The sequence below is a fragment of the Pseudomonas sp. SD17-1 genome (genome assembly GCF_029201585.1).
GTDB classification, from domain to species: Bacteria; Pseudomonadota; Gammaproteobacteria; order Pseudomonadales; family Pseudomonadaceae; genus Aquipseudomonas; species Aquipseudomonas palmensis.
In genome coordinates this window covers 5,085,943-5,102,368 of the sequence record NZ_CP104044.1, presented here as the reverse complement: position 1 = coordinate 5,102,368, position 16,426 = coordinate 5,085,943, and the positions used below count along the sequence as shown (strand labels likewise).

The window sequence follows — 16,426 nt, the reverse complement described above, 5'->3', positions numbered from 1 at the left end:
AGGCTGGCTCCTGCAGGCAGGAGCAAGCCTGGCTGGCGAAAGGGTCTAAAGACCCAGCAGTTGCATCCGCTGACGCACCGAAGCCTCGATCCCGGCAGCATCCAGCCCGCATTCGGCCAGCATCTGCGCCGGCTTGGCATGCTCGACGTACACATCCGGCAAGCCCAGGTGCAGCATCGGCTTGAGCACGCCTTCAGCGCTCAGGAACTCGCTGACCGCAGAGCCGGCGCCGCCCATGATGGCATTCTCTTCGATGGTCACCAGCAGCTCATGGCTGCCAGCCAGCTCGCGCACCAGCGCTTCATCCAGCGGCTTGACGAAACGCATGTCGACCACGGTTGCATCCAGGTTTTCGGCCACCTTCAGCGCTTCTGCCAGTTGCACACCGAACACCAGCAGGGCGACCTTGCTGCCCTGGCGGCGAATCACGCCCTTGCCGATCTCCAGCGGCTCAAGGTCGCCGTCGATCGTCGCGTTCGGCCCGCTGCCACGCGGGTAGCGCACGGCGGCAGGGCCGTTGTACAGGTGCCCGGTGCTGAGCATCTTGCGCAGTTCGTTCTCGTCGCTGGGGGTCATCACCAGCATGCCGGGGATGCAGCGCAGGAACGACAGGTCGAAGCTGCCGGCGTGGGTCGGGCCGTCTTCGCCCACCAGGCCGGCGCGGTCGATGGCGAACAGCACGTCGAGGTTCTGCACCGCCACGTCATGGATCAACTGGTCGTAGGCGCGCTGCAGGAAGGTCGAATAGATCGCCACCACCGGCTTGGCGCCCTCGCAGGCCATGCCCGCCGCCAGCGTCACCGCGTGCTGCTCGGCAATCGCCACGTCGAAGTAGCGCTCGGGGTAGCGTTCGCTGAACGCCACCAGGTCCGAGCCTTCCTTCATGGCAGGGGTGATGCCCACCAGGCGCTGGTCGGCGGCGGCCATGTCGCACAGCCACTGGCCGAACACCGCCGAGTACTTCGGCCCGGCGGCCTTTTTCGGCGCGGTGGCCGGGGCGTCCAGCGGTTCGAGCTTGGTGATCGCGTGGTAGCCGATCGGGTCGACCTCGGCCGGGGCGAAACCCTTGCCCTTCTTGGTCACCACGTGCAGGAACTGCGGCCCCTTGAGGTCGCGCATGTTGCGCAGGGTGGCGATCAGGGTAGGCAGGTCGTGGCCGTCGATCGGGCCGATGTAGTTCCAGCCCAGCTCTTCGAACAGGGTGCCGGGCACCAGCATGCCCTTGGCATACTCTTCGGTGCGGCGGGCGATCTCCCAGGCGCCGGGCAGGCGCGACAGCACCTTCTTGCTGCCCTCGCGCATGCTTGCATAGGTGCGGCTGGAGAGGATCTTGGCCAGGTAGTTGGACAGGCCGCCGACATTGCGCGAAATCGACATGTCGTTGTCGTTGAGGATCACCAGCATGTCGGCGTTGACTTCCTGGGCGTGGTTCAACGCCTCGAAGGCCATGCCGGCGGTGAGCGCGCCGTCACCGATCACTGCAATCGACTTGCGTGCCTGGTTCTGCAGGCGGGCGGCGATGGCCATGCCCAGCGCGGCGCTGATCGAGGTGCTGGAGTGCCCGACGCCAAAGGTGTCGTACTCGCTCTCGACGCGGCGCGGGAAGGCGGCCAGGCCGTCCTTCTGACGCAGGCTGTGCATGCGTTCGCGCCGACCCGTGAGGATCTTGTGCGGATACGCCTGGTGGCCCACATCCCACACCAGCCGGTCGTCCGGCGTGTCGAAGACGTAGTGCAGGGCGATCGTCAGTTCGATGACGCCCAGGCCGGCACCGAAGTGCCCGCCGGTCTGGCCGACGCTATAGAGCAGCTCCTGGCGCAGTTCGTCGGCCAGTTTCTCCAGGTCGGCTTCGGCCAGACGACGCAGGCCGGCTGGCGTATCGGCACGGTCAAGCAGCGGCGTGACCGGGCGTTCGCGGGGGATCTCTTGAAACGTCGTGGGCATCAGGCGAATCGTTATAGGTGTGATGAGGCGGCAGTTTACCTTATTGCGGTGAAGGCTGCCCATTGAGGTATGTGGTGCGCGTTTCGCCGGCAATGCCGGCTCCTACAGGGTTCGATGCAGGAGCCGGCATTGCCGGCGAAGGGCCGCTGCCGTCAACTGCGGCGTTCGACGATGTACCGCGCCAACGCCCGCAGCGGCTCGGCCTTGTCATCGAACCCAGCCAGCGCTGCCAGCGCCTGGTCGCGCAGTTCCAGCGCATAGGCCTTGGCGGCTTCGAGCCCCAGCAATGCCGGGTAGGTCGGCTTGTCGCGGGCGATATCTGCGCCCTGGCGCTTGCCCAGGGTCGCGGTATCGCTCTCGACATCCAGGATGTCGTCCTGCACCTGGAACGCCAGGCCGATGGCCTGGGCATACTGCTGCAAGGCCGCAAGCGTCTGGGCATCGGCCCGCGCGCTGGCTAGGGCGCCGACCTTGACGCTGGTTTCGATCAGCGCGCCGGTCTTGTGCCGGTGCATGTATTCCAGCGCGGTCTGATCGAGCTTGAGCCCCACCGAGCCCAGGTCGATGGCCTGGCCACCGACCATGCCGGCGGGGCCGGCGCCCTGGGCCACGGCCTGCACCATGGCCAGGCGAATGGCATCGCTCTGCGGGCTCAGGCGCGGGTCGAGCAGGGCGCTGAAGGCCAAGCTCTGCAAGCCGTCGCCGGCCAGGATCGCGCAGGCCTCGTCGAATTTCTTGTGGGTGGTGGGCTGGCCGCGACGCAGGTCGTCGTCGTCCATTGCCGGCAGGTCGTCATGCACCAGCGAATAGGCGTGGATCAGCTCGACTGCGCAGGCGGCGCCGTCGGCATCGCTGCTGGCGCCACCCAGCGCCTCGCAGGCGGCATAGGCCAGCAGCGGGCGTACCCGCTTGCCGCCGTTCATCACGCTGTAGCGCATGGCGGCATACAGGCGCTCGAGTTCGCTCGAGGGAGCGTGGAACAGGGTTTCCAGCGCGGCATCCACCTGGGCCTGGCAACGGGCCTGGTAGGCGGCAATCATTCTGGCTGTTCCGCGTCGAACGGCTCGGCGCGCAACTCGCCGTCGCGCTCCAGCAGCACCTGGACCTTCTGGTCGGCCTGGGTCAGGGCGCTCTGGCAATCGCGGGTCAGGCCGATGCCTTGCTCGAAGGCGGTCAGCGAGTCTTCCAGCGACAGTTCGCCGTTCTCCAGGCGTTCGACCAGCGCTTGCAGGTCGGCAAGGGATTGCTCGAAGTCAATGGCAGCTTTTTTTCGGGCCATGGCGGCTGTCTCTGGTGGCGGTTTGAACGGCGCGACACTAGCAGAGCAGGGCAGGGGGAGCAAATCAGCGCCTGTGATCTTTCGTCGCATTCTGTTGCATAAATGCCGTGGGAACAGGCTTGATTTTCCTGCACTGCTTGCATTGTGGGGGCTCACTGCTGTCTGCCATAATCGCGCCCGCTCTGCGCCGCGGGTTGTATCCGGGTCAGGGTCCCCCCTTCCATGTCGCGTAATGGACTACGTTGTGAGCTTTCTTTCGATCGAGTTCGGCCTCTGCTTCACTCTGTTTTTCGCGGTCTACTGGAGCCTTTGCTGGAGCGTTCGCCTGCAGAACGTCCTGCTGCTGGCGGGCAGCTATGCGCTGGTCGCAAGCTTCAGCCTCGATTCGCTGTACATCCTGCTCGGCTACACCCTGCTGGTCTACCTGCTGGGGCTGTTCAGCGCGCGACATCCCGGACGGCGCTTCACCTACCTGATGGTGTTGCTGCTGGTGCTGGGCTGCTTCTATGTCTTCAAGTACCAGGAATTCTTCGTGGGGGGTGTGCAGGCCGCGCTGGCCGACCTGGGCCTGGACGTCTCGCTGCCGGTGCTGGAGGTGCTGCTGCCGATCGGGCTGTCGTTCTACACCTTCCATTCGGTCAGCTACCTGGTGTCGATCAACCGCGGTGAAATGGCCCCGGCCGCGCCGCTGGACCTGGCCCTGTACCTGGCCTTCTTCCCCAGCCTGGTGGCCGGCCCGGTCAACCGCGCCGCGCACATGCTGCCGCAGATTCGCCCGGCGCAGATCCGCCAGGTGCTGGAGCCGCAGCGGGCGCTGGGGCTGATTGCGCTGGCGGTGGTCAAGCTGTTCTTCTTCAGTGCCTGGCTGGGCAGCGAGTGGGTCGACCCGGTGTTCGAGACCCCAAGCGGCTTCAGCGCCGAGCAACTGCTGCTGAGCGTGTACGGCTACAGCCTGCTGATCTACCTGAACTTCAGCGGCTACACCAACCTGGTGACCGGCGTGGCGCTGCTGCTGGGCTTTCGCCTGCCGGCCAACTTCAATGCGCCCTACGCGGCCCGCAACCTCAAGGAGTTCTGGGGGCGCTGGCACATCAGCCTGTCGACCTTCATTCGCGACTACGTGTACATCCCGCTGGGCGGCAACCGCCAGGGCGTGTGGCGCGGCAACCTGAACATGCTGCTGGCGATGCTGGTTTCCGGCCTGTGGCACGGCGCGAGCCTCAACTTCATCATCTGGGGGGCGCTGCACGGCGTGGGGCTGGCGCTGTACAAGGCCTCCACCTACGTGCTGCCACAACCGATGCGCTGGCCGGGCGCGGATGTGCTGGCGCGCCTGCTGACCTTCCACTACGTCGCCTTCGCCTGGATCTTCTTTCGCTGCGCGAGCCTGGATGATGCGCTGGACATGCTCGGTGGCATCGCCGGCCTGAGCCTGGGCGGGCTGTTGAGCCCCACCGGCCTGCTGTTGCTGGGCTGCGTGCTGTACATCGCGGTGTACCCGCAGGTGCTGGCGCTGCTGCGCCAGGGTTTTGCCGCCAGCAGCCGGCTGCCCTGGCAGCTCTACCCGATCCCGCTGGGGTTGTTCGTGTCGTTGGTCATCTTCGCTTCGCAATCGGGCGTGCCGGGGTTCATCTATGCAAGCTTCTAGTACCGGTCAGCTGTTCAAGACGCAAATGGGCGCGGCCAAGGTGCTGTACGCGATCCTGGTCACCACCTTGCTGCTGTTCTGGCTGAACCAGAACTCCATCAGCCTGTACTGCCAGCAGAAGTACCACCAGAGCTGCGAGCTGCCCTGGGTAGGGCAGAGCCAGGCGTGGCGCCTGGGCGGCAACCTGACCCAGGCCCTGGGGGATGCGCGCAGCAGCTTCATCGACAGCCTGGAGCGCCAGACGCTGCTGGCCCAGGCCGAGGGCGTGCCGACGGTCGAGCTGCCGCCCAGTATGCCGGTGGTGCTGGTCGACCTGGCGCAGCCGCATGCCAAGGCGCCGGCGCCTGCCAAGGTACCGGTGGTGGCGCCGACACCTGCGGCCAGGCCCCCTGCAGTGCAGCCAGCGACAGTGCCGCCGGTTGTGGCGCAGGCGCCCGCCGCGCAACCGGTCAAGGTGGCGGCGCAACCGCTGGTGCCGGGGCAGCCGCCCAAGGCCGTGAGCCTGGCGGCTGGCGACGAAGTGTTCCTGGTGGGCGACTCGCTGATGCAGGGCGTGGCGCCGCACCTGGCCAACACCTTGCTCAAGCGCTACCAGATCAAGAGCGTCAACCTCAGCCGCCAGAGCACGGGCCTGGCGTACCCCGGTTTTTTCAACTGGCCGCAGACGGTGTCCGACACGCTGCAGAATCACCCCAACATCCGCCTGATGGTGGTGTTCCTGGGTCCGAACGACCCGTGGGACATGCCCGAGTCCAAGGGCAAGCCGTTCCTGCGTTTCAAATCGCCTGAGTGGGAGGCGCTGTACCGCAAGCGCATCGACCGGATCCTGGACGAGGCCCGCGCTCACAATGTGCAGGTGATCTGGGTCGGCCCGCCCAACATGCAAAAGCCCAGGTTGTCGACGGCCATGGCCTATCTCAGCGGGCTGTATGAAAGCCAGGCGCAGCTGTACCAGCAGCATTACGTGTCGGCCAACGGCGTGCTCGGTTACCAGGCCGACGAGTTCTCCTATACCCTGCAGAACAGCCAGGGCAAACGGGTCAAGACCCGTGTCGACGACGGCATCCACTTCACCACCACGGGCCAGAAGCTGATCGCCGAGCAGGTACTGTCGATGATCGCCTTCCCGGGCCTGACCGTAACGGGACACTGAGCATGCGCCGAGCGCACAACATCCTGGTGCTGGCGGCGCTTATCTGCGCGCTGCCGGGCTGCAGCCCGGTGGCGGCGGTCAACGCGCCGGCCGCGCGCCCCCTCGCCGTGCAGCAGAAGGCGACCGGCAGCCGTGACGGCAACCTTGCGGTGCTGGCCGGCAAGCTGCGCACCTCCAGTCGCACACCGGTCAATATCGTGCAATTCGGAGATTCGCACACTGCCGCCGACCTGTTCAGCGGCGAGATGCGTCGCTTGCTGCAGTCGCAGTACGGCGATGGCGGCATAGGCTTTGTGGCGGCGACACCGGTACCTGGCACGCGCTACGACAACCTGATCCTCAAGACGGCCAGGCGCCAGTGGGAGCTGGTGTCGGCGCGCAACCAGCAAAGCACCCAGTTCCCGCTGGGGGGCTACCTGTCGGTACCGCTGGCAGCAAACCCGAGCGTGCGCCTGGAGGCGCGCGAACCCAGTGCCCAGCGCTACCGTATCTCGGCCCTGTACCAGGCGCGGGAGAACAGCAGCCTTACCGCCCGTGGCGGGCAGAACGCGGCGCGCCGCGTGATGCTGGCCGCAAGCAACGGGCAGTGGCGCTTCAGCCCGCCGCTCAACAGCATCAGCCTGCCGGTGGACATGAGCCTGAATGCCCACCCGGGCACGGTGCTGGGTGGCTGGTACATCCAGGGCCAGAAGAACGCCGGGGTGACCTATTCGGCCCTGGGCATCAATGGTGCGCGGCTGGAGGTGCAGGACAAATGGCAGGCTGGCTGGCAGGAAAACCTCAAGGCCCTGCGCCCGGACCTGATCATTCTGGCCTATGGCACCAACGAGGCGTTCGACAACACCCTGGACATGGCCAAGTACCGTGACCAGTTGCGCCGTACCGTGGCCCAGCTCAAGCGGGTGCAGCCACGGGCAGTGATCCTGCTGGTGGGGCCTTCGGACTCGATCAAGCAGCGTGGTGCGCGCACCTGCGCGACGCGGCGCCCGCAGTCGTTGCCGCAGGTGGTGCAGATCCAGCGCCAGGTGGCACGCCAGGCCAACGTGCTGTTCTGGGACTGGCAGGCCTACATGGGCGGGGAGTGCTCGATTGCGCGGTGGCAGGCAGAGGGGCTGGCGCGAGGCGACCTGGTGCACCTGACGGCCGATGGCTATCGCAAGAGTGCGTCGGGGCTGTATGACTACCTGCGGGGGCAGTTGGGGCTGCGCTGAGGCAAAAAAAGAGGGGCTGTATCGGTGTCGGGATTGGCTTGCGGCGCCCCGGTGCATCGATAACAGCCCCCCAGCTTCGAGCCACAGGGGCGTCGAACTCAGGTGCAAGCATAGAATGGTTTTTTGGGGCCTGCTGTAGGACTTTTGGACAGATCTCGAAGGGTTCTTCGTCAGCAAGGCTGACTCCTGCCGTTTATCCCAACCCTGCAGGAGCCAGCCTTGCTAGCGAAAGCCGCGCTGTAGTCAGCCCGCCGGGGTCAGCCCCAACGCGTAATCGAGGTAGCCGCGATACGCCGTTTCCCAGTCATCCTGGAAGGTGTGCCCGGCCAGGTGTTCGTGGCTTTGCACCGGGTTGCTGCCTTCGAACGCCTTCTGCGTGGTTGCGGTCAGTTCCAGGTTGCTCGAATGCTCCTTGGCGCCGTGCACGATCACGATGCGCTTGTCCTTGGCCTTCTGCACGGCGAATGGAATGCGAAAGCCGCCCGGCGACAGCAGTACCGCGCCGCTGTAATGCTGCGGGTATTCGGCGATCAGGTGCGCCGCATGTTCGGCGCCCTGGGAAAAGCCGATCAACGCCACGTTCGAGCGGTCGATGCGGGTCTGCTTTTCCAGGGCCTTGAGCGCGGCCGCCACGGCTTTCTCGGTCGGCTCGACCGAGTGTTGCTGCCACATGAACTGGCCCTCGTCGCGCTTGAGCGTGCCGTTCACACCCACCAGTACGGCGCGTTCGCCCACCAGCTCTTCACGCATGCGAATGCCCTTGCTGCCTTCGGTGCCGTAGCCGGACAACCACACCACTACCGGCCAGCCGCCGGCCGGGGCCTCGCCTTCGGGGATGCTGAACGCCGCCGCACCGGCATCCTTGGCCTGTTTGGCGTAGTTGGCCTCGGCGCTCTGCAGCAGTTTCTTGTAGGCCGGTGCGTCCTTCATGCCCTCCAGCTCGTCGTCGTCACGCAGGATCACGGCCTGCCAGAAACCGCGCTCGCGGGCCTGGTCGAGCAGGTCGCCAGCCAGATCGAACTTCTCCATCGAGGCCAGGGCGGCGCCGGCCTGGTAGGACGCATAGGCGTTCTTCGGGTCCAGGCGTGCGGCCGTCAGGTAATAGGCCAGGGCGCCAGCCATGTTGTCGTGCTCGCTTTTCTCCTTGTCGCCGGCATCGATGAATTCCTGTGCGTCGGCATCGTTCAGGTAGAGGTTGGCCATGCCGGCCAGGCCCTGCCAGCGGCCCTTGGCAACGGCCTCGTCTTCGTCGGCGAAGCTGGCGGTGGCGGTAAGGCTCAGGGCGGTGAACAGGCTGAGGGTGGCAAGGTGCAGACGAGGAGATGTCATGAACGACAAGACCGAGAGTCCTTTTTCGGTGGAAGGGAAAGTGTGCCGGCCAATACGGCCGGGGCGCGGATTCTAGCATGGCAGCTCAGCTGCGCAGCTGGTTCCAGTCCAGTTCGAAGCGCGCCAGGTATTTGCGCAGGCGGTCGGCATCGTTGGGTTTTTCCTTGTCCTGGCGCGACACCGCAAACAGCTGGCGCCCTGCGTCGGACAGCGAGCGGGCATCGCGACACACCCGCAGCACGGCCTCCAGTTGCAGGCGGTCGAACAGGTCCAGCTCACGCCCTTCAAGCAACGGCTCGGTGGGCGCCGCAACCCCCCAGGCCCGTTGCAGCCGGGTGATCTCTTCACTGACCAGGGGCTCGTCGATGCGTCCGCTGTCGGCCAGGGTCGCCATGCGCGTGATCGAGGCCGACAGCTCGCGAAAGTTGCCGGCCCAGCGTGCTTGCGGTGAATGGGCGAACGCCAGGTACTGGCGTTTGGCTTCAAGGTTGAAGCGCACGTTGCGGCCCTGTTCGCGGGCGTGGCGCTGCAGTTCGAAATCGATGTTCGGCTCGATGTCTTCGCGCCGCCCGGCCAGCCCCGGCAGTTCGAAGGTCCACAGGTTGATGCGCGCATACAGGTCTTCGCGAAACAGCCCTTCGGCTACCTGCTTGCGCAGGTCGCGGTGGGTGCCGGCGATCAGCTGGAAGTCGCTTTGCACCTCGTTGTCTGCGCCCATCGGGAAGAAGCGCTTCTCTTCGATGGCCTTGAGCAGCATGGCCTGTTCGTCGGCGCCCAGTTCGCCGATTTCGTCGAGAAACAGCATGCCGCCGTCGGCGGCGCGCAGCAGGCCGTCGCGGGCGTTCTGTGCTCCCGTGAAGGCGCCCTTGATATGCCCGAACAGGCTCGACATGGCGCCGTCGCCGCGCAGCGTGGCGCAGTTCACTTCGACGAAGCGGCCCTCCAGCTGGTGGCGCGTGCGCTTGAGTTCATGGATGCGCCGGGCCAGGAACGACTTGCCGGCACCGGTCGGCCCCACCAGCAGCATCGGGGCGGTGGAGCGCAGGGCGACGCGCTCGATCTGCTCGATGGAGTGGTTGAACGCCACGTTGCGCGTAGCGATGCCGGCCTTGAGAAACGCCAGGCTGTGCGCCTGCTCGCGCTGAAAGCGCGAAGCGATATGGTCATAGCGCGACAGGTCGAGGTCGATCAGCGTGCTGGTGCCGGCCGGGTCACGCTCTTCTTCCTTGCCGCGCGCCGGCGAGGTCTGCACCAGCCGCGCCGGCAGGTAGCGCGCCTCGGTCAGCAGAAACCAGCAGATCTGCGCAACGTGGGTGCCGGTGGTGATGTGCACCAGGTAGTCCTCGTGCTCGGTGTCGAAGTGGTAGCTGCTGGCGAAGTCATGCAGCGCGCCGTACATCTCTTCGAAATCCCACGGGTTGTGCAGTGCCAGGCGGTGCAGGCGCACCTCGGTGTGGGGCGACACGCTGAGTACATCCTCGCGCAGGCGCTCGGCCAGGCCCAGATCACGTTCGCTCTTGCCGTGAATCAGCTCCAGGCGGTCGATCGAAAGATCCGGCTGCTGGCACAGCGCGACGGTGGGCCGCCACTTGTTCCAGCGCGCGGCACCCTTTCCGTTGCGGTCGAGGGTGGTACCGATGAAGCCGATGGCAACGCTGCGCTTGTGCATGCTGTTTATCTTTTTGGATAAATGAAGAGATAAAAGTATACATAAAAGCCCTCAAGCATTTGCCTAGTGCGCAGATTGATTTAGCGAAGATGAAAATAAAACACTTATAAATCAATGAGTTGAAAATAAATTCTAGTGCTTTAACAAAACCTGGCACGCCCCTCGCAATAACACTTTCGACCGCATCGCCAAGCAGGCCAACGGGTCGGGGTTCACAACCCCACCGGTGCACGAGCCCACCCCTGGTGTTGGTGTCGTGCATGCCGCCGCCGCAACGACCGGTCGCTGGCGCAACCCCGGATGGGGCCGCCAACGAGCCTAGAACTCGTTACATACCCTCCACGGTAGCTGTACCCGTAACACCCGCCGGTGAGGCGAGGGCAACGCACTTGCAGCCAGGATGGCTGACTGTCGCGAAGGACGCCCCCGCCACCGCTGGTACGCCCGGCCTGCTGGCCGGGCCCGGGGCAAGGCGCAACGTCGGACCGAAGGACTCGGTCGGCAAAGGACTCTGATGTCCCGACGCGTGCACCTCCCCCCGGGCCCCACCTGCAGCGCTCGGCGTACCGGCAGCACCGGCACCACGGAATTCATTGAAAGGGAAATACAGAATGAAACTGCTCAAGCGCTTCATCGTGAAAAAGAACGAACGCGGCCTGCTGTTCTGCGAGGGCGACTTCGTGTCGATCCTGGAACCGGGCGTGCATCAGCGCCTTGACCTGCATAACCGGCTGACGGTGGAAACCTTCAGCCTCAACACCCCGCGCTTCGAGCACCGCCTGGCCGGCTACCTGCGCCAGAGCGAGCCGGCGGTGGTGGATCAGTACTTCGAGCGCATGGACCTGGCCGAACACGAAGTGGGCCTGCGTTTCGAGGATGGCGCACTGGCGGAACTGCTGCCACCGGGCAGCCGCCAGTTGTACTGGAAGGGCCAGAGCGCGCAGACCCTGCAGCGCATCGACCTGACCCACAGCTATCGCCTGGAGCCGACCCTGCTCGGCCAGCTCGGCCAGCCCAAGCTGCGCGGTCGCACCCTGGCCGGGCTGGATGCGGTGCTGCTGGCGCCGGTGCCGGCCTTCCATGTGGGCGTGCTCAAGGTCGATGGTGCGGTGGTCGAGCTGCTGCCGGCCGGTCAGTACGGCTTCTGGCGCTTCAACCGCCAGGTGAGTGTCGATATGGTCGACATGCGCATCCAGTCGCTGGAGGTCAGCGGCCAGGAGATCCTCACCCGCGACAAGGTCAGCCTGCGCCTGAACCTGGCGGCCAACTGGCGCTACAGCGACGTGCTGATGGCTTTCGCCAGCCTCAGCAAACCGCTGGAACACCTGTACCGCGAGGTGCAGTTCGGCCTGCGTGCGGCCGTGGGCACGCGTACCCTCGACGAGCTGCTGGAGAACAAGCAACTGATCGACGACACCGTCAGCCAGTACCTGGCCGAGAAACTGGTGGGCAGCGGCATCGAGGTCAGCGGCCTGGGCGTGCGCGACATCATTCTGCCGGGTGAAATGAAGACCCTGCTGGCGCAAGTGGTGGAGGCGGAGAAGGCGGCCCAGGCCAACGTGATCCGGCGCCGCGAGGAAACCTCGGCGACCCGTTCGCTGCTCAACACCGCCAAGGTCATGGAAGACAACCCGACGGCCCTGCGCCTGAAGGAGCTGGAAACCCTGGAGCGGGTGGCCGAGCGCATCGACCGGATTTCGGTATTCGGCGGGCTGGATCAGGTGTTGAATGGGCTGGTCAGCCTGAAAACCGCATGACACCTGCCAGGCCTTCGGGCCTGGCGGGCTACAAGGACAATTGAGATGAAACACATGAACATCCTCGAAGTGGCCAACGGCAAACCGATCAAGCTCTGGACACAGGGCGTGCCGGTGGACGAGGACGCACGCCAGCAACTGATGAACACCGCGCGCCTGCCGTTCATCTTCAAGCACCTGGCCGTGATGCCCGATGTGCACGTGGGCAAGGGCTCGACCATTGGCAGCGTGATCCCGACCCTGGGCGCGATCATCCCGGCGGCGGTGGGCGTGGACATCGGCTGCGGCATGATCGCGGCGCGCACCTCGCTGGTGGCGGCCGACCTGCCCGACAACCTGCAAGGGCTGCGCAGCGCCATCGAGAAGGCAGTGCCCCACGGCAAGACCTTCGGCCGGCGCGACCAGGGCGCGTGGAACCACGTACCGACCGCCGCCGATCAGGCGTGGTCGGCCCTGGCCGGGCGTTTCAAGGCGATCACCGACAAGTACCCGCAACTGCAGAAGACCAATAATCGCCAGCACCTGGGCACCCTGGGCGGCGGCAACCACTTCATCGAGGTGTGCCTGGATGAGGCCGACCGCGTGTGGTTCATGCTGCACAGCGGCTCGCGGGGCGTGGGCAATGCCATCGGCAACCTGTTCATCGAGCTGGCCAAGGCCGACATGCGCCAGCACATCGCCAACCTGCCGGACAAGGAACTGGCGTATTTCGAGGAAGGCAGCCGACATTTCGACGACTACGTCCAGGCGGTGGAGTGGGCCCAGGACTTTGCCCGGCAGAACCGTGCGCTGATGATGCACGCGGTGATCGAGGCAACGCGCCAGCTCATCCGCAAGCCGTTCGAGGCCAACCTGCAGGGGGTCAACTGCCACCACAACTACGTGCAGAAAGAGCAGCACTTCGGCCAGGAGATCCTGGTGACGCGCAAGGGCGCGGTGTCGGCACAGAAGGGCCAGTTGGGGATCATTCCGGGCTCGATGGGCGCCAAGAGTTTCATCGTGCGCGGCCTGGGCAACGAGGAATCGTTCTGCTCCTGCAGCCACGGTGCCGGGCGGGTCATGAGCCGTACCCGGGCCAAACAGGCCTTCACCCTTGAGGACCAGGTGCGCGCCACCGCGCATGTGGAGTGCCGCAAGGACAAGGACGTGATCGACGAGATCCCGATGGCCTACAAGGACATCGATGCGGTGATGGCGGCGCAGCGCGAGCTGGTGGAAGTGGTGCACACGTTGCGTCAGGTGGTGTGTGTGAAAGGCTGATGGCCTCTTCGCCGGCCGTGCCGGCGAAGGGGTACAACGAGGATTCGAACATGAACATGGAAGACCGTCACCCCCTGCCCAGTGCGATGCGCAGCTGGGTACTCGAAGAACTGCAACGCATCGAGCGCGAGCATGACGTGCGCGTGCTCTACGCCTGCGAATCCGGCAGCCGCGCCTGGGGTTTTGCCTCCACCGACAGCGACTTCGACGTGCGCTTCATCTACGTGCACCGCCAGGACTGGTACCTGCGCATCGACGAGCCACGCGACGTGATCGAGCGCCCGCTCACCGACGAACTCGACATCAGTGGCTGGGAGCTGCGCAAGACCCTGCGCCTGCTGCGCAATGCCAACCCGACCCTGCTCGAATGGCTCGACTCGCCGCTGGTGTACCGCGCCGAGCCGGGGGCGCTGCAAGCCTTGCGCGGCCTGGCCAGACAGTTCCATTCGCCGCAGGCGGCGTTTCACCACTACCTGTCGATGGCTACCAAGAACTTTCGCATCTACCTGCAGGGCGAAGAGGTGCGCCTGAAGAAGTACCTCTACGTATTGCGCCCGTTGCTGGCGGTGCGCTGGATCGAACAGGGCCTGGGCATGCCGCCCACCGCGTTCGCCCAACTGGTGGAGGCGACCCTGCACGACCCGCTGCTGCTGGCCGACCTGGACGAGCTGCTTCGCGTCAAACGCATCGCCAGCGAAGCCGATTACGGGCCTCGCCGCGTACTGCTGCACCAGTTCATCGAGAGCGAGCTGGCACGAGGGGGAGCCGCCCCGGCACTGCCCAGGCCCCACGGCGATGTAAAACTGCTCGACGACTATTTGCGTGATACTGTGCGCCGTTTTTCATAGGAGCCTGTATGAACAAGGATGTCGACGCATGCTGAACCTGCGGCTGGCGCAACGCTGGGAGCGCCTGGGCAATCGCGATACCGAGGTGGGCCTGATGCTGCTGTTCGCCCTGCTGGCCGCGCTGTTTGCCTGGGGCGCCTATGTCATGGCCTATCCGGAGCATGGCTGTGTGCGCATGGGCAAGGGCAACAGCGGCCCCCTGGAGTGCAACCCGCGCCAGTTGCTCAACAATGCTGTCGGGCTGCTGTTGATCGGCGTCTGCTGCGCAAGCCCCATCTTCTACATCCTGTGGCACTGGATCAAAGACATGGCGCGGCCATTGACGCTGGAAGAGGAATAGCTCGATGACCGACAGCAAATACGAACGCCTGCCCCACGCCGGTGACTTCGAGCGGGTGGCCGGCACCGAGATCGTCTACCTCTCGCCCCTGCCGATCCCCACCGGCATGCCGGCCTACAGCAGCCGCAACCTGCACCGCGAATCCAACGAGGTGTACCTGGACTTTGCCATCGGCCAGGGCAACTTCGAGTTCATGGCGCGCTGCGGCATCGCCTCGGTGATGGGCGTGGTTACCTGCTTCATGCTCACTGCCTTGCTCGGCTCCTGGGCACGCCGCCATGTGGAGCCGTTCTGGAGCACCTTCTCCGACTTCATGGCCAACGGGTTCATCTGGGGCTTCATCGCCTGCCTGTCGTTGCTGTATGCGGGGATGTTCTGGCGGGTGATGCGCGAGGTGACGATTCACCCGCCGATACGCTTCAACCGCCAGCGCCGGGAGGTGGCGTTCGTGCCCACCCGGGGCGCGGCGCCGATCTTCGTGCCGTGGGAGTCGGTGATCGCCTGCGTCAGCGCGGGGCACACCGTCACCGAGTACGCCGTGCTGCCCGCCTTCAACCTGATGTTCTGCCTGCGTCAGGCCGACACCGGCAATGTGCTGTGGATCAACGTGCCCAGCGGCCACCTGGGCGCGGCGATTGCCGAATGGGAAGCGATCCGGGTGTACATGGAAGAGGGCCCGGCGAGCCTGCCGCCAGCGCCCGATGAAGAGTTCGAGGAGGGCACCGTGGCGTTCTTCCACATGGCCCGCCAGGGCTATCGCGACAACTTCCCGTGGTGGCAGCACTGGTTTGGCTTTCTGTTTGTGCAGGCCTTCGGCGGCTGGACCTTGCCGTGCCATATCTCGCACTGGGTCAACAACCGGCCCAAGGCGGGCATACCTCCTGAAGTGAAGGCGTGGTCTACGCCGCTGCCGGCTGAACAGCATGCCAGGCCCAGCGCCGAACTGCTGGCGCAGAGCGAAGAGGTGCGCAGTACCTTGCGTCGTGGCCAGACCCTGCTCGACTACTTCAATGTGAAGTTTGGCGACCCGGCTGAACCGGCAGCCGAGGCGGCCTCAGGTTCAGCGCCAGCACGCTGATCAGCACCAACGGCCCGCCCAGCATCACCGAAGCCGAGGGCCGCTCGCCCAGCAGCGCTGCGGCGATCAGCATGGCGAAGGCGGGTATCAGGTACAGCGCCAGGGTCACCCGGGTGACCTCGCAGTGGCGCAGTACCCAGGCCCAGGCCAGGTAGGCCAGCGCGCTGGGGAATACCCCCAGCACCAGCACCGCAGTGTTGGCCTGGGACGGCGCGTGGCCCAGGTCGTCGAGCAGCCCCGGCAGGTACACCATCAGCAATGCAGTGCCCGACCATACGGTGTAGCAGGTGATGGTCAGCGCGTCGTAGCGGTGGCCGTGGTGTTTCTGCAGGGCGAAATAGATGCTCCACGACAATGCCGCCACCAGAATCAGCAACCCGTGCGGGTCGAACTGACCGAGCCCGCGATCGCCGGCCACCACGATCACCGCGCCGGCCATGCCCAGCAGCAGGCAGCCCCAATGCCAGGCCCCGGCCACCTGCTTGAACACCCAGTGCGCGATCAGCAGGCTGAACAGCGGCGTGGACTGCGCCAGCACACTGGCCGCCCCGGCGCTGACCCCACGCTGGCCGTAGTTGATGGCCACATGGTGCAGGCTGACCGCGAACAGGCCAAGCAACAGCAGGGTGGGCGCGTCCCTGAGCCGGGGCAGGGCGATGCCGCGCAGCAGCGCGATGACCGCCATGAACAGCGACGCCACGATAAAGCGCGCCAGCGCCAGATGCGTGGGCGCATAGCCCTGCAAGCCCAGGCGGATGCCGGTGGGCGAGTAGGCCCAGCACAGCAGCACGAAGAGTACGGCGCAGGCAATTTTCAGTGAGCTGGGGCGGGTCATGGGGTGGGCTTCCGAAGGGCGGGTGCGCTCAGTATCGGAACGCCTACTGCTCACTACAATCGACTTATACTGAGC

Annotated in this window: 14 protein-coding genes; 8 read left to right on the top strand and 6 right to left on the bottom strand. The window is 65.5% G+C overall.

Annotated features, from left to right (window positions below; genetic code table 11):
* Positions 1 to 45: 45 nt before the first annotated feature.
* The 3 genes from dxs to N0B28_RS23270 all read right to left on the bottom strand — a co-directional run bounded on the left by dxs (position 46) and on the right by N0B28_RS23270 (position 3,223).
* A complete protein-coding gene (dxs, locus tag N0B28_RS23280) occupies positions 46 to 1,944 on the bottom strand; it encodes a 1-deoxy-D-xylulose-5-phosphate synthase (RefSeq protein WP_054916420.1) in 1,899 nt (632 codons plus the stop codon).
* Positions 1,945 to 2,096: 152 nt separating this feature from the next.
* Positions 2,097 to 2,984, bottom strand: coding sequence for a (2E,6E)-farnesyl diphosphate synthase (ispA, locus tag N0B28_RS23275; protein ID WP_043861885.1), 888 nt, complete (start codon positions 2,982 to 2,984; stop codon positions 2,097 to 2,099).
* The gene (locus N0B28_RS23270) at positions 2,981 to 3,223 is read right to left on the bottom strand and encodes an exodeoxyribonuclease VII small subunit (protein ID WP_275729084.1); all 243 of its coding nucleotides are present in this window, start codon (positions 3,221 to 3,223) and stop codon (positions 2,981 to 2,983) included. The genes ispA and N0B28_RS23270 overlap by 4 nt, the downstream gene beginning before the upstream one ends.
* A gap of 244 nt (positions 3,224 to 3,467) precedes the next feature.
* Here N0B28_RS23270 and N0B28_RS23265 point away from each other — a divergent pair, with 244 nt between their 5' ends.
* Genes N0B28_RS23265 through N0B28_RS23255 form a run of 3 tightly spaced genes read left to right on the top strand, consistent with a single transcriptional unit; the run spans position 3,468 to position 7,235 of the window.
* Positions 3,468 to 4,871, top strand: a complete 1,404-nt coding sequence (locus N0B28_RS23265) for an MBOAT family O-acyltransferase (protein ID WP_043861883.1) — start codon at positions 3,468 to 3,470, stop codon at positions 4,869 to 4,871.
* Positions 4,858 to 6,024: an SGNH family hydrolase gene (locus N0B28_RS23260; protein ID WP_054916419.1), complete on the top strand. Its 1,167-nt coding sequence runs from the start codon at positions 4,858 to 4,860 to the stop codon at positions 6,022 to 6,024. The genes N0B28_RS23265 and N0B28_RS23260 overlap by 14 nt, the downstream gene beginning before the upstream one ends.
* 2 nt (positions 6,025 to 6,026) lie before the next feature.
* Positions 6,027 to 7,235: an SGNH/GDSL hydrolase family protein gene (locus N0B28_RS23255; RefSeq protein WP_043861881.1), complete on the top strand. Its 1,209-nt coding sequence runs from the start codon at positions 6,027 to 6,029 to the stop codon at positions 7,233 to 7,235.
* 243 nt (positions 7,236 to 7,478) lie between these two features.
* Here N0B28_RS23255 and N0B28_RS23250 read toward each other — a convergent pair whose 3' ends face one another.
* Positions 7,479 to 8,564: a dienelactone hydrolase family protein gene (locus N0B28_RS23250; protein WP_275729078.1), complete on the bottom strand. Its 1,086-nt coding sequence runs from the start codon at positions 8,562 to 8,564 to the stop codon at positions 7,479 to 7,481.
* An 85-nt stretch (positions 8,565 to 8,649) separates the two neighbouring features.
* Positions 8,650 to 10,233: an RNA repair transcriptional activator RtcR gene (rtcR, locus tag N0B28_RS23245; protein ID WP_043861879.1), complete on the bottom strand. Its 1,584-nt coding sequence runs from the start codon at positions 10,231 to 10,233 to the stop codon at positions 8,650 to 8,652.
* Positions 10,234 to 10,844: 611 nt separating this feature from the next.
* Between rtcR and N0B28_RS23240 the strand changes: the two genes are divergently transcribed.
* From N0B28_RS23240 to N0B28_RS23220, 5 genes are read left to right on the top strand one after another with little or no spacing between them, the layout of a single operon-like run.
* Entirely contained in the window at positions 10,845 to 11,990 is a 1,146-nt protein-coding gene (locus N0B28_RS23240; RefSeq protein ID WP_058541911.1) for a slipin family protein, read from the top strand.
* 45 nt (positions 11,991 to 12,035) lie between these two features.
* Positions 12,036 to 13,250 (top strand): RtcB family protein, encoded by a 1,215-nt coding sequence (locus tag N0B28_RS23235; RefSeq protein WP_275729071.1) that lies wholly within the window; start codon positions 12,036 to 12,038, stop codon positions 13,248 to 13,250.
* A 50-nt stretch (positions 13,251 to 13,300) separates the two neighbouring features.
* The gene (locus N0B28_RS23230) at positions 13,301 to 14,098 is read left to right on the top strand and encodes a nucleotidyltransferase domain-containing protein (protein ID WP_043861877.1); all 798 of its coding nucleotides are present in this window, start codon (positions 13,301 to 13,303) and stop codon (positions 14,096 to 14,098) included.
* 28 nt (positions 14,099 to 14,126) lie between these two features.
* Positions 14,127 to 14,438, top strand: coding sequence for a hypothetical protein (locus N0B28_RS23225; RefSeq protein ID WP_043861876.1), 312 nt, complete (start codon positions 14,127 to 14,129; stop codon positions 14,436 to 14,438).
* A gap of 4 nt (positions 14,439 to 14,442) precedes the next feature.
* Positions 14,443 to 15,516 carry a DUF6708 domain-containing protein gene (locus tag N0B28_RS23220; protein ID WP_275729066.1) on the top strand — a complete coding sequence of 358 codons (1,074 nt, stop codon included), beginning with the start codon at positions 14,443 to 14,445 and terminating at the stop codon, positions 15,514 to 15,516.
* Here the strand turns inward: N0B28_RS23220 and N0B28_RS23215 are convergent.
* Positions 15,446 to 16,351 (bottom strand): DMT family transporter, encoded by a 906-nt coding sequence (locus N0B28_RS23215; protein WP_275729064.1) that lies wholly within the window; start codon positions 16,349 to 16,351, stop codon positions 15,446 to 15,448. The genes N0B28_RS23220 and N0B28_RS23215 overlap by 71 nt on opposite strands.
* Positions 16,352 to 16,426: the final 75 nt, after the last annotated feature.

Bases quoted from the DNA above. Each gene is read 5' to 3' on its own strand.
- N0B28_RS23225 (WP_043861876.1), top strand. From the start codon at position 14,127: ATGCTGAACCTGCGGCTGGCGCAACGCTGGGAGCGCCTGGGCAATCGC.
- dxs (WP_054916420.1), bottom strand. From the start codon at position 1,944: ATGCCCACGACGTTTCAAGAGATCCCCCGCGAACGCCCGGTCACGCCG.
- N0B28_RS23235 (WP_275729071.1), top strand. From the start codon at position 12,036: ATGAAACACATGAACATCCTCGAAGTGGCCAACGGCAAACCGATCAAG.
- N0B28_RS23220 (WP_275729066.1), top strand. From the start codon at position 14,443: ATGACCGACAGCAAATACGAACGCCTGCCCCACGCCGGTGACTTCGAG.
- N0B28_RS23255 (WP_043861881.1), top strand. From the start codon at position 6,027: ATGCGCCGAGCGCACAACATCCTGGTGCTGGCGGCGCTTATCTGCGCG.
- N0B28_RS23240 (WP_058541911.1), top strand. From the start codon at position 10,845: ATGAAACTGCTCAAGCGCTTCATCGTGAAAAAGAACGAACGCGGCCTG.
- ispA (WP_043861885.1), bottom strand. From the start codon at position 2,984: ATGATTGCCGCCTACCAGGCCCGTTGCCAGGCCCAGGTGGATGCCGCG.
- N0B28_RS23215 (WP_275729064.1), bottom strand. From the start codon at position 16,351: ATGACCCGCCCCAGCTCACTGAAAATTGCCTGCGCCGTACTCTTCGTG.
- N0B28_RS23260 (WP_054916419.1), top strand. From the start codon at position 4,858: ATGCAAGCTTCTAGTACCGGTCAGCTGTTCAAGACGCAAATGGGCGCG.
- rtcR (WP_043861879.1), bottom strand. From the start codon at position 10,233: ATGCACAAGCGCAGCGTTGCCATCGGCTTCATCGGTACCACCCTCGAC.
- N0B28_RS23270 (WP_275729084.1), bottom strand. From the start codon at position 3,223: ATGGCCCGAAAAAAAGCTGCCATTGACTTCGAGCAATCCCTTGCCGAC.
- N0B28_RS23250 (WP_275729078.1), bottom strand. From the start codon at position 8,564: ATGACATCTCCTCGTCTGCACCTTGCCACCCTCAGCCTGTTCACCGCC.
- N0B28_RS23230 (WP_043861877.1), top strand. From the start codon at position 13,301: ATGAACATGGAAGACCGTCACCCCCTGCCCAGTGCGATGCGCAGCTGG.